The 24361-nt window shown below is 71.2% G+C and carries 24 protein-coding genes and 1 tRNA gene; 17 read left to right on the top strand and 8 right to left on the bottom strand.

Translation table 11 applies throughout. The features are described 5' to 3' along the window. Positions 1–118 precede the first annotated feature (118 nt). The 7 genes from ACFHYO_RS03230 (at position 119) to ACFHYO_RS03200 (ending at position 6551) form a co-directional block, all read left to right on the top strand. On the top strand, positions 119–898 hold the full coding sequence (locus ACFHYO_RS03230; protein ID WP_036731647.1) for a class I SAM-dependent methyltransferase: 780 nt from the start codon (positions 119–121) through the stop codon (positions 896–898). Positions 899–1202: 304 nt separating this feature from the next. After that, the gene (locus ACFHYO_RS03225; protein WP_394318340.1) at positions 1203–1763 is read left to right on the top strand and encodes a F0F1 ATP synthase subunit delta; all 561 of its coding nucleotides are present in this window, start codon (positions 1203–1205) and stop codon (positions 1761–1763) included. Next, positions 1763–3292, top strand: a complete 1530-nt coding sequence (gene atpA, locus ACFHYO_RS03220) for a F0F1 ATP synthase subunit alpha (protein WP_036701330.1) — start codon at positions 1763–1765, stop codon at positions 3290–3292. The genes ACFHYO_RS03225 and atpA overlap by 1 nt, the downstream gene beginning before the upstream one ends. Before the next feature lie 10 nt (positions 3293–3302). Continuing rightward, positions 3303–4181, top strand: coding sequence for a F0F1 ATP synthase subunit gamma (locus tag ACFHYO_RS03215; RefSeq protein ID WP_394318338.1), 879 nt, complete (start codon positions 3303–3305; stop codon positions 4179–4181). Positions 4182–4202: 21 nt separating this feature from the next. Then, a complete protein-coding gene (atpD, locus tag ACFHYO_RS03210; protein WP_036701335.1) occupies positions 4203–5624 on the top strand; it encodes a F0F1 ATP synthase subunit beta in 1422 nt (473 codons plus the stop codon). A 9-nt stretch (positions 5625–5633) separates the two neighbouring features. Beyond that, a complete protein-coding gene (locus ACFHYO_RS03205; RefSeq protein WP_036701337.1) occupies positions 5634–6083 on the top strand; it encodes a F0F1 ATP synthase subunit epsilon in 450 nt (149 codons plus the stop codon). 117 nt (positions 6084–6200) lie between these two features. Beyond that, positions 6201–6551 (top strand): H-type lectin domain-containing protein, encoded by a 351-nt coding sequence (locus tag ACFHYO_RS03200; protein ID WP_394318335.1) that lies wholly within the window; start codon positions 6201–6203, stop codon positions 6549–6551. A gap of 5 nt (positions 6552–6556) precedes the next feature. On the opposite strand, the gene ACFHYO_RS03195 is transcribed toward ACFHYO_RS03200, so the two are convergent. Both ACFHYO_RS03195 and ACFHYO_RS03190 read right to left on the bottom strand, forming a co-directional pair. Further along, positions 6557–7354, bottom strand: coding sequence for an alpha/beta fold hydrolase (locus ACFHYO_RS03195; protein ID WP_394318333.1), 798 nt, complete (start codon positions 7352–7354; stop codon positions 6557–6559). Positions 7355–7394: 40 nt separating this feature from the next. After that, positions 7395–7985: a 2-hydroxychromene-2-carboxylate isomerase gene (locus tag ACFHYO_RS03190; protein ID WP_394318331.1), complete on the bottom strand. Its 591-nt coding sequence runs from the start codon at positions 7983–7985 to the stop codon at positions 7395–7397. A 105-nt stretch (positions 7986–8090) separates the two neighbouring features. Between ACFHYO_RS03190 and ACFHYO_RS03185 the strand changes: the two genes are divergently transcribed. Continuing rightward, positions 8091–9110 carry a ribose-phosphate pyrophosphokinase gene (locus tag ACFHYO_RS03185; protein ID WP_036701343.1) on the top strand — a complete coding sequence of 340 codons (1020 nt, stop codon included), beginning with the start codon at positions 8091–8093 and terminating at the stop codon, positions 9108–9110. Between the two features lie 61 nt (positions 9111–9171). On the opposite strand, the gene purD is transcribed toward ACFHYO_RS03185, so the two are convergent. Next, on the bottom strand, positions 9172–10434 hold the full coding sequence (purD, locus tag ACFHYO_RS03180) for a phosphoribosylamine--glycine ligase (RefSeq protein WP_394318329.1): 1263 nt from the start codon (positions 10432–10434) through the stop codon (positions 9172–9174). Between the two features lie 483 nt (positions 10435–10917). Between purD and ACFHYO_RS03175 the strand changes: the two genes are divergently transcribed. Continuing rightward, on the top strand, positions 10918–11346 hold the full coding sequence (locus tag ACFHYO_RS03175) for a protein tyrosine phosphatase family protein (RefSeq protein WP_394318327.1): 429 nt from the start codon (positions 10918–10920) through the stop codon (positions 11344–11346). 59 nt (positions 11347–11405) lie between these two features. Here ACFHYO_RS03175 and ACFHYO_RS03170 read toward each other — a convergent pair whose 3' ends face one another. Further along, positions 11406–12320, bottom strand: a complete 915-nt coding sequence (locus tag ACFHYO_RS03170) for a hypothetical protein (RefSeq protein WP_394318325.1) — start codon at positions 12318–12320, stop codon at positions 11406–11408. 135 nt (positions 12321–12455) lie between these two features. Here ACFHYO_RS03170 and ACFHYO_RS03165 point away from each other — a divergent pair, with 135 nt between their 5' ends. The 5 genes from ACFHYO_RS03165 (at position 12456) to preA (ending at position 17829) form a co-directional block, all read left to right on the top strand. Beyond that, positions 12456–12878, top strand: coding sequence for a PepSY domain-containing protein (locus ACFHYO_RS03165; RefSeq protein ID WP_036734323.1), 423 nt, complete (start codon positions 12456–12458; stop codon positions 12876–12878). Further along, positions 12878–13546: a response regulator transcription factor gene (locus ACFHYO_RS03160; RefSeq protein ID WP_394318323.1), complete on the top strand. Its 669-nt coding sequence runs from the start codon at positions 12878–12880 to the stop codon at positions 13544–13546. Before ACFHYO_RS03165 ends, ACFHYO_RS03160 begins: the two co-directional genes overlap by 1 nt. Beyond that, positions 13543–14889, top strand: coding sequence for a sensor histidine kinase (locus tag ACFHYO_RS03155; protein WP_394318321.1), 1347 nt, complete (start codon positions 13543–13545; stop codon positions 14887–14889). Before ACFHYO_RS03160 ends, ACFHYO_RS03155 begins: the two co-directional genes overlap by 4 nt. Before the next feature lie 275 nt (positions 14890–15164). After that, positions 15165–16526, top strand: a complete 1362-nt coding sequence (locus ACFHYO_RS03150; protein ID WP_394318319.1) for an NAD(P)-dependent oxidoreductase — start codon at positions 15165–15167, stop codon at positions 16524–16526. Positions 16527–16530: 4 nt separating this feature from the next. Then, positions 16531–17829 (top strand): NAD-dependent dihydropyrimidine dehydrogenase subunit PreA, encoded by a 1299-nt coding sequence (gene preA, locus ACFHYO_RS03145; RefSeq protein WP_036704321.1) that lies wholly within the window; start codon positions 16531–16533, stop codon positions 17827–17829. 77 nt (positions 17830–17906) lie between these two features. Here the strand turns inward: preA and ACFHYO_RS03140 are convergent. Continuing rightward, positions 17907–17992, bottom strand: a tRNA-Leu gene (locus tag ACFHYO_RS03140). Between the two features lie 57 nt (positions 17993–18049). Beyond that, positions 18050–19042, bottom strand: a complete 993-nt coding sequence (gene lipA / locus ACFHYO_RS03135) for a lipoyl synthase (RefSeq protein WP_394318317.1) — start codon at positions 19040–19042, stop codon at positions 18050–18052. A gap of 162 nt (positions 19043–19204) precedes the next feature. Here lipA and ACFHYO_RS03130 point away from each other — a divergent pair, with 162 nt between their 5' ends. Continuing rightward, on the top strand, positions 19205–19753 hold the full coding sequence (locus tag ACFHYO_RS03130) for a peroxiredoxin (RefSeq protein WP_036704323.1): 549 nt from the start codon (positions 19205–19207) through the stop codon (positions 19751–19753). A 174-nt stretch (positions 19754–19927) separates the two neighbouring features. Here the strand turns inward: ACFHYO_RS03130 and ACFHYO_RS03125 are convergent, their stop codons facing one another. Beyond that, entirely contained in the window at positions 19928–21100 is a 1173-nt protein-coding gene (locus ACFHYO_RS03125) for a DUF6456 domain-containing protein (protein WP_036704324.1), read from the bottom strand. Positions 21101–21306: 206 nt separating this feature from the next. Here ACFHYO_RS03125 and ACFHYO_RS03120 point away from each other — a divergent pair, with 206 nt between their 5' ends. Beyond that, a complete protein-coding gene (locus ACFHYO_RS03120; RefSeq protein WP_052171991.1) occupies positions 21307–21633 on the top strand; it encodes a DUF6477 family protein in 327 nt (108 codons plus the stop codon). A gap of 22 nt (positions 21634–21655) precedes the next feature. Here the strand turns inward: ACFHYO_RS03120 and ACFHYO_RS03115 are convergent, their stop codons facing one another. After that, positions 21656–23146: a helicase HerA-like domain-containing protein gene (locus tag ACFHYO_RS03115; protein ID WP_394318408.1), complete on the bottom strand. Its 1491-nt coding sequence runs from the start codon at positions 23144–23146 to the stop codon at positions 21656–21658. 849 nt (positions 23147–23995) lie between these two features. Between ACFHYO_RS03115 and ACFHYO_RS03110 the strand changes: the two genes are divergently transcribed. Next, a partial coding sequence (locus ACFHYO_RS03110; RefSeq protein WP_394318314.1) for a hypothetical protein occupies positions 23996–24361 on the top strand: 366 nt, incomplete at its 3' end.

Below are 24361 nucleotides of genomic sequence, written 5' to 3'. Positions count from 1 at the left end.
GCGGGGCGTGGTCTGCAAACTCGACCGGTTGAGGGCAGGGGTGAGGGCAGGGGGGCACAGCCGCGCCGCGCCGCCGCAGGCGCTTGACCTTGGCGCCGCCAGCCGGCCCACTGGCGCCATGCAGAACGATGTCGCCGACCTGCGCCGTTTCTACTACCAGCGCGCCCTCGGCCGCGTGGTCCAGCGCGTGCTGCGCGACCGGCTGACCGAGCGCTGGCCGCCGGGCGGCACGGCGGGGATGACCGTGGCGGGCTACGGCTTCGCTGCGCCGATGCTGCGCCCTTACCTTGCGTCGGCGCGCCGGGTCACCGCGCTGATGCCCGCCCGGCAGGGGGTGATGGCGTGGCCGCCGGGGCTGCCGAACCGCAGCGTGGTCTGCGACGAAGAGGCCTGGCCGCTCGACACCGGCAGCGTGGACCGGCTGGTGATGCTGCACGGGCTCGAGACGGCGCAGGACCCCGCCGTGCTGCTGGCCGAGGCGTGGCGCGCGCTCGGCCCCGGCGGGCGGCTGGTGGTGATGGTGCCGAACCGCGCCGGGCTCTGGGCGCAGAGCGAGGCCACGCCCTTCGGGATCGGCCGCAGCTACACCCGCGGCCAGATCGAGCGGCAGGCGGGGGCGGCGGGCTTCGTGCTCGAGGATTGCGGCGCGGCGCTCTACATCCCGCCCTCGGACCGGCGCTTCTGGCTCAGGGGCGCGCAGATGTGGGAACGGACCGGGGCGCGGATCGCGCGCCTGCTGATCGCGGGGGTGGTGGTGGCCGAGTTCGGCAAGCACGTCGCGGCCCCGGTCGGGCCGGGGCGGGCGGCGTTGGTGCCGAGCCCGCGCGAGGTGCTCGACGGCATCCGCGCCCCGCGCCCGGCCGGGGCGCGGCGGACGGCGCCACCGGGCGGGGCCTGACCCCGCCTCGGACGACCCGCCCGGCCCGAATCGCGGCGAAGTTGACGTTCCGTCAGGCGGCCCGCCCCCACCGCCCGGCCGCCCCGTGCCGGGCGCCGTGCGGCAAGCCGCCTGTTAGCGACCAAAGCCGCCGTTTTCGGCCCGCGGGGCAGTTGCACAGTCCGGTGAACTGCTGCTAGAGACGCCGCAGATTTCAGGAAGGCCCGTCGCCCTTGCGCCGAAAGCCTTCGCCGTCCGCGCCCCGCGACTGACCGGCCCACGCCGGCCCGGCCTGCGGGGCTTCGCGCAAGCCAAAGGGGTGTCCGTGGCCAACAACGCTTCGATTTCCGCCAATATCGCCGGGCGTTACGCGCAAGCCGTGTTCGACCTGGTCCGCGAGGAGGGCGCCGTCGATGCGCTCGCCGGGCAGGTCGAGAGCCTCGGCGCCGCGCTCAAGGACAGTGCCGACCTGCGCACGCTGATCAACTCGCCGCTGATCTCGCGCGGCGAGCAGGAGGCCGCGATCGGCGCCGTCGCGTCGCGCATGGGCCTCTCGCCGGTGCTGGCCAACACGCTGCGCCTGATGGCCCAGAACCGCCGCCTCTTCGCCCTGCCGCAGCTCGTCGCGCGGCTGTCGGCGCTGATCGCCGAGGCGCGGGGCGAGGTCACCGCCGAGGTCGTCTCGGCCGCGCCGCTCAACGCCGAACAGGCGCGCCGCCTGACCGAGACGCTCGCCGCGAAGTCGGGCAAGACGGTCAAGCTCGACACTCGCGTCGACGAAGGGCTGATCGGCGGAATGATTGTCAAGCTGGGCTCGCAGATGATCGACAGCTCGATCCGCTCGAAGCTCGCTTCCCTGCAGAATGTCATGAAAGAGGTCGGATAATGGGAATCCAGGCAGCCGAGATTTCGGCGATCCTCAAGGATCAGATCAAGAATTTCGGCCAGGATGCCGAGGTGGCCGAAGTCGGCCAGGTGCTGTCGGTGGGCGACGGCATCGCGCGCGTCCACGGTCTGGACAAGGTTCAGGCCGGCGAGATGGTCGAGTTCCCCGGCGGCATCCGCGGCATGGTTCTCAACCTTGAAACCGACAACGTCGGCATCGTGATCTTTGGCGACGACCGCTCGATCAAGGAAGGCGACACCGTCAAGCGCACCCGCTCGATCGTGGAAGTGCCGACCGGCAAGCCGCTGCTCGGCCGCGTGGTGGACGCGCTCGGCAACCCGATCGACGGCAAGGGCCCGCTCGAGGGCGCCGAGATGCGCCGCGCCGACGTCAAGGCGCCGGGCATCATGCCGCGCAAGTCGGTGCACCAGCCGATGGCGACCGGCCTCAAGTCGGTGGACGCGATGATCCCCGTCGGCCGCGGCCAGCGCGAGCTGATCATCGGCGACCGCCAGACCGGCAAGACCGCGATCGCGCTCGACACCATCCTGAACCAGCAGAACTACAACTTCAAAGAGGGGCACCGCACCCTCTACTGCATCTACGTCGCCGTGGGGCAGAAGCGCTCGACCGTGGCGCAGCTGGTCAAGAAGCTCGAAGAGACCGGCGCGATGGCCTATACCACCGTCGTCGCCGCGACTGCCTCGGACCCCGCGCCGATGCAGTATCTCGCGCCCTATTCGGCCACCGCGATGGGCGAATACTTCCGCGACAACGGCATGGATGCGCTGATCATCTATGACGACCTCTCGAAGCAGGCCGTGGCCTACCGCCAGATGTCGCTGCTGCTGCGCCGTCCGCCGGGGCGCGAGGCCTATCCGGGCGACGTGTTCTACCTGCACTCGCGCCTGCTCGAGCGTTCGGCCAAGCTGAACGAAGAGCATGGCGGCGGCTCGCTGACCGCGCTGCCGATCATCGAGACGCAGGCGGGCGACGTGTCGGCCTATATCCCGACCAACGTGATCTCGATCACCGACGGCCAGATCTTCCTCGAGACCGACCTGTTCTTCCAGGGCATCCGCCCGGCGGTGAACACCGGCCTCTCGGTCAGCCGGGTGGGCTCGGCCGCGCAGACCAACGCGATGAAATCGGTCGCGGGCCCGGTCAAGCTCGAGCTGGCGCAGTACCGCGAGATGGCGGCCTTCGCCCAGTTCGGCTCGGACCTCGACGCGGCGACGCAGAAGCTGCTGAACCGCGGCGCGCGCCTGACCGAGCTGATGAAGCAGCCGCAGTACTCGCCGCTGACCAACGCCGAGATCGTGGCGGTCATCTATGCCGGCACCAAGGGCTACCTGGACAACGTCCCGGTGCGCGAGGTCGGCAAGTGGGAAGCCGGGCTCCTGCAGTTCATGCGCAACCAGCACGCCGACGTGCTCGACTGGCTGACGCGCGAGGACCCGAAGCTCAAGGGCGAGGCCGAGGCGCGGCTGAAAGCGGTGCTGGACGCCTACGCCAAGACCGCGGCCTGAGGAGGGGAGGATGCCCAGCCTCAAGGCTCTCAAGAACCGGATCGGCAGCGTCAAGAACACGCGCAAGATCACCAAGGCGATGCAGATGGTCGCCGCCGCCAAGCTGCGCCGCGCGCAAGAGGCGGCCGAGGCCGCGCGCCCCTATGCCGACCGCATGAGCGCGGTGATGGCGGGGCTGACCTCGGCGGCCTCGGGCGCCGAGGGCGCGCCGCGGCTGCTCGCCGGGACCGGCTCGGACCAGCGCCACCTTCTGGTGGTGCTGACCTCCGAGCGGGGTCTGGCCGGGGGTTTCAACAGCTCGATCGTCAAGCTGGCCCGCCAGCGCGCCGAAGAGCTGCTGGGCCAGGGCAAGCAGGTCGCCATCATGACCGTGGGCAAGAAGGCCCGCGAGCAGCTCAAGCGCGAACATGGCGGGCGCTTCGTCCACCATGTCGACCTGTCCGAGGTCAAGTCCGTGGGCTACGCCAACGCGCGTGAGATCGCGGCCGAGATCCTCGACCGCTTCGACGCAGGCGACTTCGACGTGGCGACGCTGTTCTACAACCGCTTCGAGTCGGTGATCAGCCAGGTTCCGACCGCCCGCCAGATCATCCCCGCGGTGGTCGAGGAGGGTGCGGACGTCGGCGGCGCCAGCGCGTTTTATGACTACGAGCCGGGCGAAGAGGCGATCCTGACCGACCTGCTGCCGCGGTCCGTCGCCACCCAGGTGTTCGCCGCGCTGCTGGAAAACGCCGCGTCCGAGCAGGGCGCGCGGATGACCGCGATGGACAACGCGACGCGCAACGCCGGCGACATGATCGACCGCCTCACGACCGAGTACAACCGCTCGCGTCAGGCCGCGATCACCAAGGAACTCATTGAAATCATTTCGGGCGCCGAGGCGCTCTGACCGTAACGCAGGGGTAGATACATGGCAGCTACGGGCAAGATCACGCAGGTCATCGGCGCCGTCGTGGACGTGCAGTTCGACGGCGCGCTGCCGGCGATTCTGAACGCGCTGGAAACCGAGAACAACGGCAAGAAGCTGGTGCTGGAAGTGGCCCAGCACCTGGGCGAGAACACCGTCCGCGCCATCGCCATGGACGCGACCGAAGGTCTCGTGCGCGGCGCCGACGTGCGCGACACCGGCGGGCCGATCTCGGTCCCGGTCGGCGACGCGACGCTGGGGCGCATCCTCAACGTCGTGGGCGAGCCTGTGGACGACCGCGGCCCGGTCACCGCGACCGAGACCCGCGCCATCCACCAGCCGGCGCCCGAGTTCGCCGCCCAGGCGACCAGCTCGGAAATCCTCGTGACCGGCATCAAGGTCATCGACCTGCTCGCGCCCTACTCGAAGGGCGGCAAGATCGGCCTCTTCGGCGGCGCCGGCGTGGGCAAGACCGTGCTGATCATGGAGCTCATCAACAACATCGCCAAGGTGCACTCGGGCTACTCCGTGTTCGCCGGCGTGGGTGAGCGGACGCGCGAGGGCAACGACCTCTACCACGAGATGGTGGAATCGGGCGTCATCAAGGAAGACAACCTCGCGGAATCGCAGGTGGCACTGGTCTACGGCCAGATGAACGAGCCTCCGGGGGCGCGGATGCGCGTGGCGCTGACCGGCCTGACGCTGGCCGAGCAGTTCCGTGACGCGACCGGGACCGACGTTCTGTTCTTCGTCGACAACATCTTCCGCTTCACCCAGGCGGGTTCGGAAGTGTCGGCGCTTCTGGGCCGCATCCCGTCCGCCGTGGGCTACCAGCCGACGCTGGCGACCGACATGGGCGCGATGCAGGAACGCATCACCTCGACCAAGAACGGCTCGATCACGTCGATCCAGGCCGTCTACGTGCCGGCCGACGACCTCACCGACCCGGCGCCGGCCACCACCTTCGCCCACCTCGACGCCACCACGGTGCTGTCGCGGGCGATCTCGGAACTCGGCATCTACCCGGCCGTGGACCCGCTCGACTCCAACAGCCGGATCCTCGACCCGGCCGTGGTCGGCGAAGAGCACTATGCGGTGGCCCGCGACGTCCAGGGCATCCTGCAGAAGTACAAGTCGCTGCAGGACATCATCGCCATCCTCGGGATGGACGAACTGTCCGAAGAGGACAAGCTGACGGTGGCCCGGGCGCGCAAGATCCAGCGCTTCCTGTCGCAGCCCTTCGACGTGGCCAAGGTCTTCACCGGTTCGGACGGGGTGCAGGTCCCGCTCGAGGACACCATCTCGTCCTTCAAGGCGGTCGTGGCGGGTGAGTACGACCACCTGCCGGAAGCGGCCTTCTACATGGTCGGCGGCATCGAAGAGGTGAAGGCCAAGGCCCAGCGTCTCGCCGCGGACGCGGCGTAAGGGGGCACCATGGCCGACACGATGCAGTTCGACCTCGTCTCGCCCGAGCGGAGCCTCGTCTCCGTTCCGGTGCGCGAGGTTCGCCTGCCGGGCACCGACGGCGACCTGACGGCGATGCCGGGCCACGCGCCCGCCATCGTCACGCTGCGCCCCGGCATGGTCACGGTGATCGACGCGCAGGGACAGGCGACCGAGTTCGCCGTCACCGGCGGCTTCGTCGAGATCAACGGCGAGTCCGTCAGCCTGCTGGCCGAGCGCGGCCACCCGCGGGCCGAGATGACCCAGGCCATCTACAACGAGATGGTCCGCGACGCCCGCCGCGCGCACAAGTCGGCCGAAAGCCGGCGCGAGACGGTCGGCGACGAGGTCGTGGCCGCTGCCGCCAAGCTTCTGGGCGACATGGAGGCGATGGGGACGCACATCGGGCTGGACCCGAACCAGTCCACCGTCCCCGACTGATCCCGCGTCGGGTTCGCCCGACATCTTTAATGAAAATCAAGGCCCTCTCCCTGTAGCCAGGGTGGGGGCCTTTGTCATACGATCGTCGTACCCGCCCCAACGACGGATGCCGACCCCGTGCTGCGCTTCAGCCATACCGCCGTGGGCGTCCAGCAGGGCGACGAGGTGCTGTTCTCGGCCTTCGAGGACGGCGGTCCGATGTGGACGGACAACGGCCCGCGGGTCGAGCGGCTGCGGGTGACCTTCCCCGACCCCTTCCTCGGCCCGCCGGTGATCCATGTGGGGCTGTCGATGTGGGACATCGCGGTCAACACCACCCAGCGCGCCGACGTCGCGGCCGAGGCCGTCACGCCCGAGGGGTTCGAGATCGTGTTCCGCACCTGGGGCGAGACGCGCGTGGCGCGGGTCCGCGCCCGCTGGCTCGCCATCGGCCCGGCCGAGCACGTGGACGAGTTCGAGCCGGACTGACGGCCTCAGGCCCGGTCGAGGTTGACCGCGACCAGCCCCGCCACCTCGGCCAGATGCGTGAGCGGCACCATGTGCCCCGCGCCCGGCACCACCGCCACGCCCACGTCCGGCAGCCGCGCCGCCAGCGCCTCGAGGATCGGCGCCATCACCGGCGCCGACGCCGCGCCGCGGATCAGCATCACCGGCACGTCGAGCCCCTCGAGCCCGCCCGGCGCGAGGATGCCGCCGCGGTCGTCGTAGAGGTCGCCCATGGTGTCGAGCACCCCCGCCATCTGCGCCACCATCTGGTCCTGCGCCGGGGCGGGCAGGGCGCTCAGGTCGGGTCCGTTCCAGTAGCGCAGGAAGGCCGCCGTCGATGCCGCCCGGTCGCCGGCGGCCTCGAGCTGCGCGAGCCGGGGTAACAGCCCGTCGGGGTCGCGCTCCGGGGCGGGCAGGGCGGCGAACAGCACCGGCTCGATCAGCGTCAGGCTGCGCACCCGCGCGGGCGCGTGATGCGCCAGCCGCAGCGCGGCCACGGCGCCGAAACTGTGCCCGATCAGGTCGATCCGTCCGTCCCCCGCTCGCGCCGCAAGCGTCTCGGCCAGCGGCCGGGCCAGTCTGAGCGTGGCATCGGCAAAGCTCTCGCCGCCCGCCTGCCACGCCGGGCCGCGACCGTGCAGCGGCAGGTCCGGCGCGCTCAAGTCGATCCGCCCTCCCAGCCGCTCGACCACCGCGCCCCAGGACGCCGCGCTGCCCATCATGCAGTGCAGCGCCAGCGCCGGGCGCGCGGGGTCCCCCGGGAAATGCCGCAGGCCCGCCGTCACGCCGCGGTCCCGCGCTGCGCGCCCTTCGGATGGAACAGCGTCACAGCGCCGCCAGATGCCGGTCGAGGTAGTCGAGCCGGTCCTGCCCCCAGAACATCTCGCCGCTCTCGGCGACGATGTAGAAGGGCGAGCCGAACACCCCCGCGGCCACCGCCCGCTCGAGGTTCCGGCCGTAGATCTCGGCCCCGGTGAACAGCCCGCGGTCGGCGATCCCCGGATCATGCCCGGTCGCCGCCAGCACGTCGCGGATCACCGCGTCGTCGGCCACGTCGCGCCCCTCGACGAAGCGGGCGGCGAGGATCCCCTGCACCAACGAGCCCACGTCCGCGCCGCCCTCCTGCGCGGCGATCACCGCGTAGGACGAGGGCGCCATGTTGGTCATCGGCACATCCAGCCGGATCGGCATCCCCAGATGCGCCGCCACCCGCGGCAGGTCCTGATTGCGATAGGCGAGCCGCGCCGGGTGGCGGTCCTGCGGCCGCTGCCCCCCGGTGCGGTCGAAGAGCTGCATCAGGTCGAGCGGCCGATAGGTGATGCTGGCCCCGTGCCGCGCGGCGATCTGTTCCAGCCGGTCGCCGGCCAGATAGGCCCAGGGGCTGATGGTGCTGAAGTAATAGTCGATCGCGGCCATGCGCCGGGCCCCCTCTCGCCGGTTTGCCGAGACGCTAGCGCGGTGCTAATCGGGGCGCAATCGGGCGATTCCCGCCCCCTCACGTCCTGCGCCCGAGGAAACCCCATGCCCGCCATGACCGAACCCAAGCTGATCGCCGGCAACGCCAACCGCCCGCTCGCCACCGCCATCGCCCGGCGGATGTCGATGCACCGGGGGATGAACGTGGCCTTGGTCGATGCGCGGGTCGAGCGGTTCAACGACCAGGAAATCTTCGTCGAGGTCTACGAGAACGTCCGCGGCGAGGACATGTACATCATCCAGCCGACCTCGAACCCGGCCAACGACAACCTGATGGAGCTGCTGATCATGGCCGACGCGCTGCGCCGGTCGTCGGCCAACCGGATCACCGCGGTCATCCCCTATTTCGGCTACGCGCGGCAGGACCGCCGGGCCAAGGCGCGCACCCCCATCTCGGCCAAGCTGGTGGCGAACCTGCTGACCGAGGCGGGCGTGGACCGCATCCTGACGCTCGACCTGCACGCCGCCCAGATCCAGGGGTTCTTCGACATCCCGGTGGACAATCTCTATGCGGCGCCGGTGTTTGCGCTCGATATCCTCCACCAGTTCAAGGGCCGGTCGGACGACCTGATGGTGGTCTCACCGGACGTGGGCGGGGTGGCGCGGGCGCGCGAGATCGCCACGCGGATCAACGCGCCGATGGCGATTGTGGACAAGCGCCGCGAGAAGGCGGGCGAGATCGCCGACATGACGGTGATCGGCGAGGTCACGGGCAAGACCTGCATCATCGTGGACGACATCTGCGACACCGCCGGCACGCTGGTGAAGGCCGCGCAGCTGCTCGTCGACCACGGCGCGCGCGAGGTTCACGCCTACATCACCCACGGCGTGCTGTCGGGTCCGGCGGTCGAGCGGATCGAGACCTCGGTGATGAAGTCGCTGGTCATCACCGACTCGATCGGCCAGCCCGAGCCGGTCAAGACCGCCCGCAACATCCGCATCGTCCCGACCGCGCCGCTGTTTGCGCAGGCGATCATGTCGATCTGGAACGGCACCTCGGTGTCCTCGCTCTTCGAATTGGACACGCTGCAGCCGGTCTATGAGGGGATGTACACCTCGGTCTGAGCCGTCCGCGCCGCGCTCAGCTGGCAAGCCGACCGCGGTCGCCGGGCGCGGCGGCTGCCCGTCAGAGCGCCCGCCAGCCGATGTCGCGGCGATAGAACCCCTCGGGCCAGTCCACCGCATCGGCGAGCGCATAGGCGCGCGCCTGCGCCTCGGCCAGCGTGGCGCCGCGGCCCGTCGCGTTCAGCACCCGGCCGCCGTTGGCGACGACCCGGCCCTCCTGCGCGGCGGTGCCGGCGTGAAACAGCATCTGCGTCGCGGTCTCGGGCAGGCCCTCCAGCCCGCCGATGACGCTGCCCTTGCGGGTGTCGCCGGGGTAGCCCTCGGCAGCCAGCACCACGGTCAGCGCGTGGTCGTCGGCCCAGTTCACGGTCATCTCGGCCAGCCGCCCCTCGGCGCAGGCGTGCACGAGGTCGAGCGCCTGCGCGCCGAGCCGCATCATCAGCACCTGGCACTCGGGGTCGCCGAAGCGGACGTTGTATTCGACGAGCCGCGCTTGGCCGCCCTCGATCATCAGCCCGGCATAAAGCACCCCCTGGAAGGGCGTGCCGCGCCGCGCCATCTCTGCGATGGTGGGCTGCACGATCTCGGCCATCACCTGCGCCTGCAGCGCCTCGGTCAGGACCGGGGCAGGGGAATAGGCCCCCATGCCGCCGGTGTTGGGCCCGGTGTCGCCCTCGCCCACGCGCTTGTGGTCCTGCGCGGTGCCGATCGGCAGGCAGGTCGCGCCGTCGCAGAGGACGAAGAAGCTCGCCTCCTCGCCCGCCATGAACTCCTCGATGACGAGCTCGGTCCCGGCGTCGCCGAAGGCCCCGGCGAAGGCCGCGTCGATGGCGGTCAGGGCCTCGGCCTCGGTCATCGCCACGGTCACGCCCTTGCCGCCCGCGAGCCCGTCGGCCTTGACGACGATCGGGGCGCCGCGCGCGGTCACATGGGCGCGGGCGGCGTCCGCGTCGGTGAAGCGCGCCCAGCCCGCGGTCGGGGCCCCGCAGGCGTCGCAGATTTCCTTGGTGAAGGCCTTCGACGCCTCGAGCCGCGCGGCCTCGCGCGAGGGGCCGAAGACCGCGATACCCGCGGCGCGGAGGCTGTCGGCGACGCCATTGGCCAGCGGCGCCTCGGGGCCGATCACCACGAGGTCGATGGCCTGCTCTTCGCAGAACCCGACCACGGCGGCGCCGTCGGTGATCTCGAGCGCCGCGCAGCGGGCGATGGCGGCGATCCCGGCGTTCCCCGGCGCCACGATCAGCCGGTCGCATTTCGGGTTCTGCCGGAACGCCCAGGCGAGCGCGTGTTCGCGGCCCCCGCCGCCGAGAATGAGGATGTTCATCGCCGCCCCTTTGTGCCCCCAAAGCGCCCCGATTTTTTCATCAAGCCCGAGCGCGCTGCGCGAAGGCTTTAGGATGGAGGGCAGGGGGGCGGCAAGTGTCGGCAGTCATCGCCTTCGCTGTTGGACGCTGCTAAATGAAGCATGGCTCTTCGGACCTCGGAAGAGAAGTGCGCGGGTGTCAACACAACTGCCTGATCCTGAGCGTGAGCGCTCATTGCATCGCGCTGGTGACAGACATTCAGTCTGTGCCGGTGTTGCCAGGTCCATTTCCACACAATCGACGTGGATACGCAAAAAGGATCATAATCCGTATTATGTAAGATACAGATGTGCCGCGATCGGCGGACAGCGTCGCGTCTCGCCCTTCGACCGAGATGCTACGCTCCGCAGACCAAGGTTGCCAAACCCTTGCACGGTTTGCCACAGTGACCTCGCTGTAGCGCCAACCTCGCCATCCGCGAGGACGACAAAGAAAGGCCCACCGTGGATCTGCGCCGCCTGACCGACACGATCTTCGTCGCCCCCCAGATCGACATCGCCGACCTGCTGCGGCTGGCGGACGAAGGCTTCACGACGCTGATCGACAACCGGCCCGACGGCGAGATCGAGGCAGCGCTGCAGAGCGCCCGGATGGCCGAGGCTGCTGAGGCCGCCGGGCTGGCATTCCATTACCTGCCCATCGAGCCCGGCGGGCTCACCCCGGCGCTCGCGGAGCGGCTGGGCAACCTGATCGACGAGGCCGAGCAAGGCGCCGAACCCGGCGACAAGATCCTCGCCTATTGTCGCTCCGGCACCCGGTCGGCCAGCGCTTGGGCGCTGAGCCAGTCGGGGCGGCGACCGCGGGCCGAGATCCTCGAGACCGCGGCCCGTGCCGGATACGATCTTTCGGGCCTCGCCGGCTATCTCGACTGAAATCAGGATGAAAAAGGGCCGCCCCGGATGGGACGGCCCTCGATCGTCTGACGTACGGCTCAGCGGGCGATTTCGCGCACCACGACCCCGCGCGGGTTGATGGTGACCGTCACCGCCTCGCCCTCGGGGTTGGTCGCCTCGGCCTCGACGCGCGGTCCGTTACGGGTGATGGCGCCGACGGCGGTATAGCCGCCCTCGGTCAGCACCCGGTTGACCGCTGCATCGTCCAGCGGCGCCGGCTGGCCCGCGCCTTGCTGACCCGCGCCGTCCATCCCGGACGGCCGCATCCCGCGCGGGCCGGTTCCGTCACCGCGCATCTCCTTGCCGTGCATCTCTTTCCCGTGGCCCTTGCCGCGGTCTTTCCGGTCGCCATCCTTGCGGCCGTGGTCGCCCTTGCCGTGCTTGCGACCCTCCATCTCGCCCCGACCGAAGCGCTGCAGCGTCCCGTCGGTGGCGAATCCTGCGCGAAGCGGTTCGCCCGCCGCGTCGGCGCCGAACACCATCACCCCCTCGTCGCCCTGGGCCATGCCTTCGACGCGAGCAAACTCGGCGAAGATCGGCGCATTGCGCACCGCCTCGGGGATCAGCGCCTGGGCCACGGGGGCCGGCAGCGCCGCGTTGTCGGTCGTGCGGATCATCCGCAGCGCCCCCGCGGGATCGACCATCGCCTGGAACGCGCCGCCGCCCGGCAGCGTGCCCTCGACGCGCTGCCCGCCCTTGCGGCCCGCGGTCGCGGTGGCGTCGGTGATCCCCAGCGCCGTCAGCGCGGCCGGCAGCCCGCCCTGGGCCGGTGCCGTCACGGCAGGCGCGGCCGGGGTGGCGGGAGCAGTGACCGCCGGGGTGGCGGGCGCGGTCACCGCCGGCGGCGGCGCGACAGGCGCGGTCACCACCGGCGCGGTCTGCGCCATCAGCGGCAGCGCGAGGATCGACGTCGCGGCCACCGTCGCAGCCGAGGTCCGAAGCATCCGAATCATCTCAAATCCCTTTCATAGGTGCGTCGCGAGGCAGCTGTCGCCACCCCGGATGTCGCCTCTTTACCCCACGCTGGCCGAACGAACCGCCAACGGACCGTTTCCCTTTCGTTTGGGTTCGCCCTACTACAGGATCCCATGCGGCGGCTGATCGTCATTGGCCTCATCCTCGGGGCGGTCCTCTTCGGGCTCGGCGCCCTGGAGCGGCTGCGCGCCCCGGACGCCCCGCGCCCTCCGGCCCATGCCTCAGCGCGCCCCCTGCCCCCCCTGCCCGACGAGTTCGCGGTGGCGATGGACGACCTGCTGCCGCGCCACAAGGCGGTGCGGCGGGCGCAGGCGCGGTTCGACGGCCGGGTGCTGGCGATCGACCTCGTGCCCGCGCGACCGGCCGAGCGGGCGCAGGGCACGAACCTGATCTACCGGCTGCGTCTGCTGACGCCCGCGCGGGCGGTGCTCGACATCCGCATGGACGCGGTGAGCGGCCGCTTCGTCGAGGTCGCGGGCGCCGACCTGACCGCCGCGCGCCAAAAGCCCAAACCCTCCCGCAAGAAGGACGACTGATGCGCTGCCTGATCGTCGAGGATGACCCGCTGCTGGCTGACCAGATCGCTGCCGCGATGCGCGAGGGGGGCTTCGTCGCCGACCTCGCCCACGACGGCGCCGAGGGGGAATTCCTCGGCGCGACCGAGGCTTACGACGTCGCCATCCTCGATCTCGGGCTGCCGGGCCTGCCGGGGATCGAGGTGCTCACGCGCTGGCGGGCGGCGGGGGTGGCGATGCCGGTGCTGATCCTGACCGCGCGCGGTGACTGGACCGACAAGGTCGCGGGCTTCCGCGCTGGGGCCGACGACTATGCGGTGAAGCCCTTCCGCCTCGACGAGGTGGTGCTGCGCGCCCAGACGCTGGTGCGGCGCGCCGCGGGGCACGCGCGGGCGGTGCTGACCGCGGGGCCGCTGAGCTTCGACACCCAGCTCGGACTGATCACTCGCGACGGGGTGGCGCTGCGGCTGACCGCCTTCGAGACGCGCATCCTCGGCTATCTGATGCACCACCCGGGGCGCGTGGTCAGCCGGACCGAGCTTTCAGAGCATCTCTATGACGCGGGCAGCGACCGGGACTTCAAGTCGATCGAGGTGGTCATCGGCCGCCTGCGCCGCAAAATCGGCGACGGGCTGATCGAGACCCGGCGCGGCGAGGGCTACGTTCTCGTTTCCGGCGCAACCTCATGAGATGGCTCAGCGATTCCATCCGCGCCCGGCTGCTGGCGGCGGCGGCGCTGTGGCTGACGCTGGCGCTACTGGGCGCGTGGTGGGTGATCGGCGGGGTGCTGACGGGCTTCGTCACCGACCGCTTCGACGCCGAGGCCGCCGCAATCGCCGAGACGGTGATCGCCGGGACCGAGGTCGACGCGGCGGGCCGCGTGACGCTCGCCCGACCCCCGACCGATCCGCGGCTCGAGATGCCTCTGTCGCTCTGGGCGTGGCAGTTGCAGGGGCCGGACGGCGCGGTGATCGCGCGGGCCGGGTCGCTGCTTGACCTCTATCTTCAACCGCCGCAAGGATTTTTCAGCGGCGGCGCGGGGCTGGGGCCAGAGGGCGAAGGGCTCAGGGTGATGCGGCGGGCATTCACGCTGCCGGGGCTCGACGGGCCGCTTTCGGTGACCGTCACGGCGCCGCAGGACGAGATCGACGCGGCGCTGGCGCGGGTGCTGCGACCGCTGGCGCTGGCGCTGGCGGTGCTGGGGCTGGGGCTGGCGGCGGCGAGCGTGGCGCAGGTGACGCTGGGGCTGCGGGCGCTGGACGCGATGGGGCGTGAGATCCGGGCGATCCGGGCCGGGAGGGCGGAGGCGCTGCCCCTGCCCCCGGTCAAGGAATTGCGGCCTATCGCCTTGGAAATCAACGAGCTTCTGGACGCGAACCGCTCGGTCATCGGGCGGGCGCGGGATCATCTGGGCAACCTCGCGCACTCGCTCAGGACGCCGATGGCGGCGCTGGCGAACAGCGTCGCGCCTGACCATCCGGGGCAGGCGCTGATCGCGCGGATGGACCGGCAGATCGGCTGGCACCTGCGGCGGGCGCGCAGCGCCGGGGTGCCGCGGCTGCTGGGGCAAGCGACGCCGGTGGCGGCGGTGATCGAGGACATCCTGCTGGTCCTGCGGCGCCCGGCCGAGGCGCGGGGACTGCGCGTGAAGGTGGACTGCGCGCCCGGCGTGCGGTTCGCGGGCGAGCGGCAGGACCTCGAGGAAATGGTCGGCAACCTGATTGAAAACGCTGTCAAATACGCCCGCTCTTCAGTCCGCGTCGAGGTGGAGATCGACGGGCTGGAGGTGGTTCTCGCGGTCAGTGATGACGGGCCCGGGATGGCCGAGACGGATCATGCCGCGGCACTCAGCCGCGGCGGGCGGCTGGATGAGGCGGGGCCGCCGGGGGCCGGGCTGGGGCTTGCCATCGTCGCCGATCTCGCGGCGCTGCATGGCGGACGGCTGACGCTTTCGCGCGCCGCGGAGGGCGGGCTGGCGGCGCGGCTGACTCTGCCGGCGGTGGGTGGTGGCGAAAGTTCACATGGCGCTTGATGTTGCGTGTGCAACGCATTGATTTTCCCTGACTGTCGCAACCCGGCATCATGCACAACCCATGCAGGGTTCATGCAACGTTCGTGCGATGTTCATGCACAGTTCATGCGAACGTTCGGCGCGCAACACAGCGTTCGCCCGCGCCACTTCCAGTCGCCAAGGCCCCCCCCTTGCCCCGCACACGGCCGCCATAATTTTACCTCTTGATAAAATTCCGACCTGTGTCAGCCTTGACGGACAAGAGCCAGCACAACGGCCAGCTTCAGGGAGGTCTCATGACCACGACCAGGATGACGCCGGGCATCGTGCCGGGGCGTCTCGCGCCCGGGGATTACGCGGCCAACTTCGCCGACGTCGCCCCGCCGCTCGACGATCACGAGGCGCGCGTCGCCGCCGATCGCTGCTATTTCTGCCACGATGCGCCCTGCATCACCGCCTGCCCCACCGGCATCGACATCCCGCTGTTCATCCGCCAGATCGCCACCGGCACGCCGGATGCGGCGGGGATGACCATCCTGCACGACAACATCTTCGGCGGGATGTGCGCCCGGGTCTGCCCGACCGAGACGCTGTGCGAGGGCGCCTGCGTGCGGATGGAGGCCGAGGGCCGCCCGGTCGAGATCGGCGCTTTGCAGCGCTATGCGACCGACGGGATCGTGCTGGGCGAGGGCCACCCGTTCCGCCGCGCCGCCCCCACGGGCAAGCGCATCGCGGTGGTGGGCGCCGGGCCGGCGGGGTTGTCCTGCGCGCACCGGCTGGCCGCCAAGGGGCACGAGGTGGTGGTCTTCGAGGCCCGCCCCAAGCCCGGCGGGCTGAACGAATACGGCATCGCCAGCTACAAGGCGGTGGACGGGTTCGCCGCCGCCGAGGTCGAGTGGCTGATGCGGATCGGCGGGATCGAGCTGCGCACCGGCGAGGTGCTGGGCGAGGCGGTGACGCTCGCGACGCTCGCCGCCGAATATGACGCGGTGTTCCTCGGCATGGGGCTCGGGGGCGTCAACGCGCTGGGGATCGAGGCCCCGGGGCAGCGTGACGCGGTCGAGTTCATCGCCGAGCTGCGGCAGGCGGCGGATCTTGCGACCCTGCCGGTCGGGCGCGACGTGCTGGTCATCGGCGGCGGCATGACCGCCGTCGATGCGGCGGTGCAGGCGAAGCTGCTGGGTGCCGAGACGGTGACCATCGCCTATCGGCGCGGGCAGGACCGGATGGGGGCCTCGGGGCATGAACAGGACCACGCGGTGACCTCGGGCGTGCGGCTGATGACCAATGTGGTCGCGGCGCGGGCCGGGGATGGCGGCGTAGTGCTGGGGCGGACCGAGGACCTGCCCGATGGCGGGATGCTGAACACCGGCGAGACGGTGTCGGTCCCCGCCGACATGGTGCTGACGGCGATCGGCCAGAAACTCGCGGGCGTCCCCGACGGGCTGGCGCTGGACGGCGGCAAGATCGCAGTGACCGGGCCGGGCCGGACCAGCCGCGCCGGCGTCTGGGCGGGCGGCGACTGCGCCGCGGGCGGCGAGGACCTGACCGTGACGGCCGTCGCGCAGGGGCGCGACGCGGCCGAGGACATCCACGCGCATCTGACCGGCGGGGCAACGCCCCCTGCCCCGGTCGATGCGCCCGACATGAGGGGCTGAGGCGATGGCTGACCTTCGCAGCGACTTCGTGGGCATCCGTTCGCCCAACCCGTTCTGGCTCGCCTCGGCGCCGCCCACCGACAAGGAATACAACGTCCGCCGCGCCTTTCAGGCCGGCTGGGGCGGGGTGGTGTGGAAGACGCTGGGCCTCGACGGGCCGCCCGTCGTCAACGTCAACGGGCCGCGCTACGGCGTCATCCACGGCGCCGACCGGCGGGTGCTGGGGCTCAACAACATCGAGCTGATCACCGACCGGCCGTTGCAGGTGAACCTCGACGAGATCAAGTCGGTCAAGCGGGACTATCCCGACCGGGCGCTGGTGATCTCGCTCATGGTGCCCTGCGACGAGGAATCGTGGAAGTCGATCCTGGCGCGGATCGAGGACACCGGCGCGGACGGGGTCGAGTTGAACTTCGGCTGCCCGCACGGCATGGCCGAGCGCGGCATGGGCTCGGCCGTGGGCCAGGTGCCGGAATACATCGAGATGGTGACGCGCTGGGTCAAGCAGCACTCGCGGATGCCCTGCATCGTCAAGCTGACGCCCAACATCACCGATGTGAGGAAGCCCGCCGAGGCCGCGAAGCGCGGCGGGGCAGATGCGGTGAGCCTGATCAACACGGTCAACTCGATCACCTCGGTCGATCTGGACCTGTTCGCGCCCCAGCCCACCATCGACGGCAAGGGGTCGCATGGCGGCTATTGCGGCCCGGCGGTCAAGCCCATCGCGCTGAACATGGTGGCCGAAATCGCCCGGAACCCCGAGACGCGCGGTCTGCCGATCTCGGGGATCGGCGGCGTCACGACCTGGCGTGACGCCGCCGAGTTCCTCGCCCTGGGCGCGGGCAACGTGCAGGTCTGCACGGCCGCCATGACCTATGGGTTCAAGGTGGTGCAGGAGATGATCTCGGGCCTGCGCGACTACCTCGACGCGCGCGAGATGGCGCTGTCGGACCTGATCGGGCGGGCGGTGCCGAACGTCACCGACTGGCAGTACCTGAACCTCGACTACATCACCAAGGCGGTGATCGATCAGGACAAGTGCATCTCGTGCGGGCGCTGCTATGCGGCCTGCGAGGACACCAGCCACCAGGCGATCGCCATCGACCCGGGCCGGGTGTTCCGCGTGAAGGAGGAGGAGTGCGTGGCCTGCAACCTCTGCGTGGACGTGTGCCCGGTCGAGGACTGCATCACCATGCGCGAGCTGGCGCCGGGCGAGGTCGATGCGCGCACCGGCCAGGTCGCAGGCGGGCAGCGGAACTGGACGCAGCACCCGAACAATCCGATGGTGACCGCGGCGGAGTGACCCCGCGGGGTGGCGCGGCCGATGGATATCGGGGCGAGAAAGAAGCCCCCGCCGAGGTCCGGCGGGGGCTTTTCTCGTGGTACCCGAGGTCGGACTCGAACCGACATATCCTTGCGGATGGCGGATTTTGAATCCGCTGCGTCTACCATTCCGCCACTCGGGCAACGCCGGTTCCAGATAGCCGCGCGGGCCGCGGCGCGCAAGCGCGGTGGCGTGCGGCTCAGCCGCCGGCGAGGCGGGCGGCCCGGGCGGCGCGGAGCCGGGCGAAGTCGTCGCCGGCGTGATAGGACGACCGGGTGAGCGGGGTGGCCGACACCATCAGGAACCCCTTGCCGTAGGCGGCTTTCTCGTAGCCCGCGAACTCCTCGGGCGTGACGAAGCGGTCCACGCGGTGGTGCTTGGGGGTCGGCTGCAGGTACTGGCCGATGGTGAGGAAGTCGATGTCGGCGGCGCGCATGTCGTCCATGACCTGCAGCACCCCCTGCCGGTCCTCGCCCAGGCCCACCATGATGCCGGACTTTGTGAACATGGCGGGGTCGAGCTCCTTCACCCGCTGCAAGAGCCGCAGCGAGTGGAAGTAGCGCGCCCCCGGCCGGACGGTGGGATAGAGGCCGGGCACCGTCTCGAGGTTGTGGTTGAAGACGTCGGGGCGGGCCGCGACCACGGTTTCCAGCGCGGCGGGGCCGCATTTCAGGAAGTCGGGCGTCAGCACCTCGATGGTCGCCTCGGGCGAGCGGTGACGGATGGCGCGGATGGTCTGGGCGAAATGCTCGGCCCCGCCGTCGTCGAGGTCGTCGCGGTCGACCGAGGTCAGCACGACGTGGTTGAGGCCGAGCTTGGCGACGGCGTGCGCGACCCGTCCCGGTTCGAACACATCCAGCGCCTGGGGCTTGCCGGTGATGACGTTGCAGAACGAGCAGCCGCGGGTGCAGATCTCGCCCATGATCATCATGGTGGCGTGGCCCTGCGACCAGCATTCGCCGACGTTGGGGCAGCCGGCCTCCTCGCAGACGGTCGAGAGGCGGTTCTCGCGCAGGATGTCGCGGGTGTCCTTGTAGCCCTGCGTGGTCGGCGCCTTGACGCGGATCCAGGCGGGCTTCTTGGGTTGCGCCTGATCGGGGCGGTGGGCCTTTTCGGGATGGCGCAGGACGGGCGGCGTGGCGGGGGCGTCGGGGACGCCGGCGGCGGGCAGGACGGGCGGAACGGTCGGCATGAGGGGCCCCCTCGGGACGGGCGCTGCGGAAGCGGGTCTGACCCGAGGTAAACCCTCGCAAGGGGTTGATCAACCGGCAACCGCTTGCCAGATACGGGACTGGATTTCTGCATCGCAGCATCTGGTGTTGCGAATGCGGCAGACGATGGAAAGGACGATGCGATGAAAGCCGGCGACAAACTGCCCCAGGTGACGTTCCAGACCCGCGTGCGCGACGAGGCGGTCGGCGGGCCGAACCCGTTCCGCTGGGAAGCGGTGACGACCGACGACTACTTCAAGGGCAAGCGCGTGGTGCTGTTCTCGCTGCCGGGCGCGTTCACGCCGACCTGCTCGACCTACCAGCTGCCGGGGTTCGAGGCGGCGGCGGCCGAGATGGCCGAGCTGGGGATCGACGCGATCTACTGCCTGTCGGTCAACGACAGCTTCGTGATGAACCAGTGGGCGAAGGCCCAGGGGCTGAAGAACGTCCAGGTGATCCCGGACGGGTCGGGCGAGTTCACCGAGCGGGTCGGGATGCTGGTGCGCAAGGACAACCTCGGGTTCGGCTGCCGCTCGTGGCGCTATGCCGCGGTGATCGCCGACGGCGTGGTCGAGAAGCTGTTCGAAGAGCCGGGGCGCTGCGACAACCACGCCGAGGACCCCTATGGCGAATCGTCGCCCGAGACGGTGCTGGCCTATCTGCGCACCCACAAGCAGCAGCAGGCGGCCTGATCGGCGATGCGCTGAGCGCGCCATGCGGCGCATGACAGGAAAGGGCCCGGCCGGGGGATCGGCCGGGCCCTTTTCGTTGCCGGGGCGGATGAGGAGCCTGCGGTCGGGCTTGCGTGAGGCCACGGCCGTCGCGGACCCGGCCGGATGTCTGCGCCTCTGCGCGACCGCCGCGCCTCACCCGATCAGCGGGCTGCCAGCGCCGTAGCGCTCGCGGTAGTGCCGCTCGAGGCGCATCAGCGCGAGGCGCAGCACCACCTTGCCCGAGCGCGCCGACCAGCCGAGCCGCCGCTCGGTCAGCTCGATCCCTTCGAGAAAGCAGCAGACCCGCAGCACCAGGTCGCCCATGCCGGGCCCGAGGTCGCGCAGCGCTTCGGCCACGCGGCTGCGGGCGGTCTCGGACCCGCCGCCGAGGTTGCCGCCGGCCGGCACCGCGGCCGCACAGCCGGCGGTCAGGAACCCGTCCCAGTTCTGGGTCACCCGCGGCCCCATCTGCGCCAGCTCGAAATCCTCGCGCAGCCGCTCGCCCGCGCGGACCATGCCGGGGTCGAGGAACGGCTGGCCGTTGGCGTCGCGGCGGCGGGCGAGCACCAGCAGGGGGCTTTCCGCGATGTTGACCCGCATCCGGCGGGGGCCGCCCGTCTCGGGGTCATCGAGGGTGCGGTCCTCGTAGATCCGGTGCCGCTGCGCCGCCGCAGGGCCCATGTCGAAGGGGGCGGCGGCCTCGGCCAGACCCGGCCGGTCGGGGGCGCCGACCGCCTCGGCGTCGGCCGGGGTCAGCACCCCCGCCTGCGGCAGGCCGGGGAACCGCCCCGCGACCAGTGCCTTGAGCGCCGCCCGGCCCGCGGGGGTCAGCGCGTGGCGGGTGATCCGCCCCTGCCCCACCAGCGCCACCCAGCCGCGCAGCGCGAGATATTCGGCCAGGCTGCGGTCGAGCACCGCCGTGCGGATATCCGAGCGGGTGACGATCGCCTTGTCCATCCCCTCGGCCACCGCCAGCACCGCCCCCGGCTCGGCCAGCCGGCGCAGCACCCGGCGCAGCTCGGCCGGCTCGGCGCTGCCCGCGGTCGCCCGGGCGCCGGGGTCCACCGCCCGGTCGATCAGCGGGTCGTCGCGGCGCGTCTCGAACCGGCGGATGCGGCGCAGGATGGTCGAGGCGTGGCACCCCGCCTCGCGCGCCAGCGCCCGGATCGTCTCGCCCCCCTCGACGTGACGCAGGTAGAGCCGGGCGTCCTCGGGCAGGTCATCGGCCGCGACGGCCGCAGCCGCGGCGGGCTGTGCGACCGCGGCCGGTTCGCCCTCGGGCGTCACGGCAGCGGCTGCGGAAAGATCGCCCGTCAGAATCATCATCTCAAAGCTTCCCCTCATGTCCTTGGGCCAGCCGGCCCTGGGTGTCCGCCCTGTCGAAAAAGACAGGTCCCCGAACAGTTCGGTCATGAAGCGCTAAGATTCCCTAAAGAGAGTTAACCACGTCGCGCGCTGCTTGCGCTGGTTGCGCAACAACAACCCAGGGGAGAGCACAAAGCACACAACAGCCCTCGGACCGGAGAGTTCCAATGAGCCTGATGTCGAACATCCTGACCTTTCCCGCCCAGCCGGTCCGCCAGCCGCTGCGCCGTCCCGCCGCGCTGGTGCGGGCCGCGGTCGCCGGGCAGGCCCGCTGGCGGCGCGAGCGCGACCTGCGCCGGCTCTTGCGCAGCGAGACGCTGCCCGCGCCTGGTCATGCCCTGCCCCGGCTGCGGGCGGAGGAGGACCGGATGAACGCCGCCCGGCAGGAGGGCGCGGCCGAGTATGACCTGCACCAGCACGTGCTGCTGATGATCGCGGTGCTGGCGGAATCGCGGCTTCTGCCCGCCGCCGCGCCGCTGCGCGCCCTGCCCTGAGGTTCGGGCGGTCAGCCCCCGATCAGCGGCCCCGAAACAGCGTCCCGAGCACGCCGCGCACGATCTCGCGCCCGGCCTGGGTGCCGATGGTGCGGACCACGCTCTTGCCGAAGGCTTCGGCGATCGAATCGCCCCGCCGCGCCGGGGTGGCGGGCGGCCCGATCTGGATGCCGGTGCTGGTCCGGCCGGGGCGGTAGCCGTCGGACTTGCGCATCTCGAAGAGGCTCGCGTCGGCCGCGCGCCGCTGGGCGGCGGCGGCTTCCTCGGCCGCGGCGGCGGTCCGCTGGGCGAGCAGCTCGAACGCGCTCTCGCGGTCCACCGGGGTCGCGTATTTCAGCCCCAGCGGCGACAGCTGGATGATCCGGTCCCGGTCGGCGTCGGGGATCGGGCCAAGCTGCGACAGCGGCGGGCGGACCAGCGTGCGCTCGACCACCCCCGGCGCGCCCTTGGCGCCCAGGAACGAGGTCACCGCCTCGCCCGTGCCGACGTGCTGGATCGCGTCGGCGGTGTCGAAGGCGGGGTTGGCGCGGTAGTTCTCGGCCGCCTGGCGCAGCGCCTTCTGGTCCTTGGCGGTGAAGGCGCGCAGCGCGTGCTGGGCGCGGTTGCCGAGCTGGCCCAGCACCGAATCGGGCAGGTCGGCCGGGTTCTGGGTGATGAACCAGACGCTCACCCCCTTGGAGCGGATGAGCCGCGCCACCTGCTCGACCTTGGCGACGAGCGCCGGGGGGGCGCCGTCGAACAGCAGATGCGCCTCGTCGAAGAAGAAGGCGAGGCGCGGGCGGTCGGGGTCACCCACCTCGGGCAGCTGCTCGAAGAGTTCCGACAGCAGCCACAGCAGGAAGGTCGCGTAGAGCTGCGGGGCGTTCATCAGCCGCTCGGCGGCGAGGATGTTGACCATCCCCTTGCCCGAGGCGTCGGTGCGCATCAGGTCCGCGAGTTCCAGCGCCGGTTCCCCGAAAAGCCGGTCGCCGCCCTGCTGTTCCAGCACCAAGAGCGCGCGCTGGATCGCGCCGACCGAGGCGGTGGCGACGTTGCCGTAGCGCAGGCTCAGCTCCTTGGCGTTCTCGCCGACCCAGACCAGCATGGATTGCAGGTCCTTGAGGTCGGCGAGCGCCAGCCCCTCTTCGTCGGCGACGCGGAAGGCGATGTTCAGCACCCCCTCCTGCACGTCGGTCAGGCCCATGAGGCGGGCGAGAAGCAGCGGCCCCATCTCGGCCGGGGTGGTGCGGACCGGGTGGCCCTTTTCGCCCCACACGTCCCAGAAGGTGACCGGGAAGGCGCGATAGTCGAGCGGCGCGCCGATTCGGGCGGCGCGCTCGGCAAAGGGGGCGAGCAGTTTGGGATCGGTGCCGCCCGGGGCCGCCATGCCGGCGAGGTCGCCCTTGACATCGGCCAGCACCACCGGGACGCCGGCGAGCGACATCGCCTCGGCGAGGGTCTGGAGCGTGACGGTCTTGCCGGTGCCGGTGGCGCCCGCGATCAGCCCGTGGCGGTTGGCGTATTTCAGGATCAGCGACTGCGGCGTGGCGTAGTCCGGGCCGCCGCCGCCGACGAAGACGAGGCCGGCATCGAAATCGACGACCGGGTGGGGGGCGGGCGGCGGCGCGGGCGCCGGGTCGGCGGACGTCGGAAGCGGCGGGGGGGTGTCGGGTGCGCGCCCCGGCAGCGGCGGCGGGGTCTGGGGCGCGGCCTCGGGGGCGCGGTCTGCCGCGGCATCGGGCGTGTCCGGACGGGCGGTCGGGTCTTGGGGCGTCGGGTGGGTCACGGGGGCGGCCTTCGTGCAGCGGGTCGGGTGCGCCGCAACGGGGCGCGCGGGACAACAATACAAAATTAACGACTTGGTGCCAGAGTGTCCCTGTCGGATCGTTGACGGGCGAGGGTCCGATGCTTCCTCCGTACCCACTGGCCGCGCCTTCGGGCGCGGCTTTTTTCCGTGCCGCGCGGCGCGGGAAGGGAGGGTCGCCGAGCCGCTGACAAGGCCGCGCCGGATGGCGCCGGCGGCACGTTGTCGCGGGGCGAAACCGGCCGTTCGCGGGGCCTTCGGGCGCATTGACGGGCGAGTGGCTTGCGACTAACGTCACGCGCAGAAACGGCCAAGTCCTACAGGGGACGAGGGGGATGCAGCACTCGCGCCGCATCCCCCTTTCCATGACAAGGGGTTGCGAGGCGGCGGTGGACCGTTCTGGCCCGGGTCAAAGGCGCGATGGGACGCCACCCTACGCAGCACCCCCCTGCCCCGCGCGGGTCGCCGCCGGCTCTACACAAAGGTGACTGCGCGACCCCTGACAGTCCCGATCCGGCGTGTTACCAGCGCGGCCAGCGTCTTTCGCGCTGACAGTGCCCTGCCCTGAAAGGAACAGACATGGCTCGAACCTCAACCGCCGTCCTGGCCGCACTGCTGGCCGTCGCGCCACTCGCCGCACTGGCGCAGACCGCGACCGATGCGACGACGACCGCCCCGGTCGTGGTGCCGCCCGCACCCGCCGCGGCCGAAGCCGTGACCGACGCCGCCACCGCCGCCGCGACCGAGGCCGCGACCGAAGCCGCCAAGGACGCCACCGCGACCGCGACCGAGGCTGCCAAGGATGCCGCGGCGACCGCGACCGACGCGGCCAAGGCCGCCGAAGCCGCCGCCGACTCGGCCGCCGAAGCTGCGAGCGATGCTGCCGCGGCCGCCGAGGCCACCCCGGCTGCGACCGCCCCCGCGGCGACGCCCGAGGCCGGCGCC

The organism is Paracoccus panacisoli (genome assembly GCF_042435015.1).
GTDB classification, from domain to species: domain Bacteria; phylum Pseudomonadota; class Alphaproteobacteria; order Rhodobacterales; family Rhodobacteraceae; genus Paracoccus; species Paracoccus panacisoli.
Note: the sequence above shows the minus strand (reverse complement) of the source record. Positions and strands in the feature narration are given on the sequence as shown.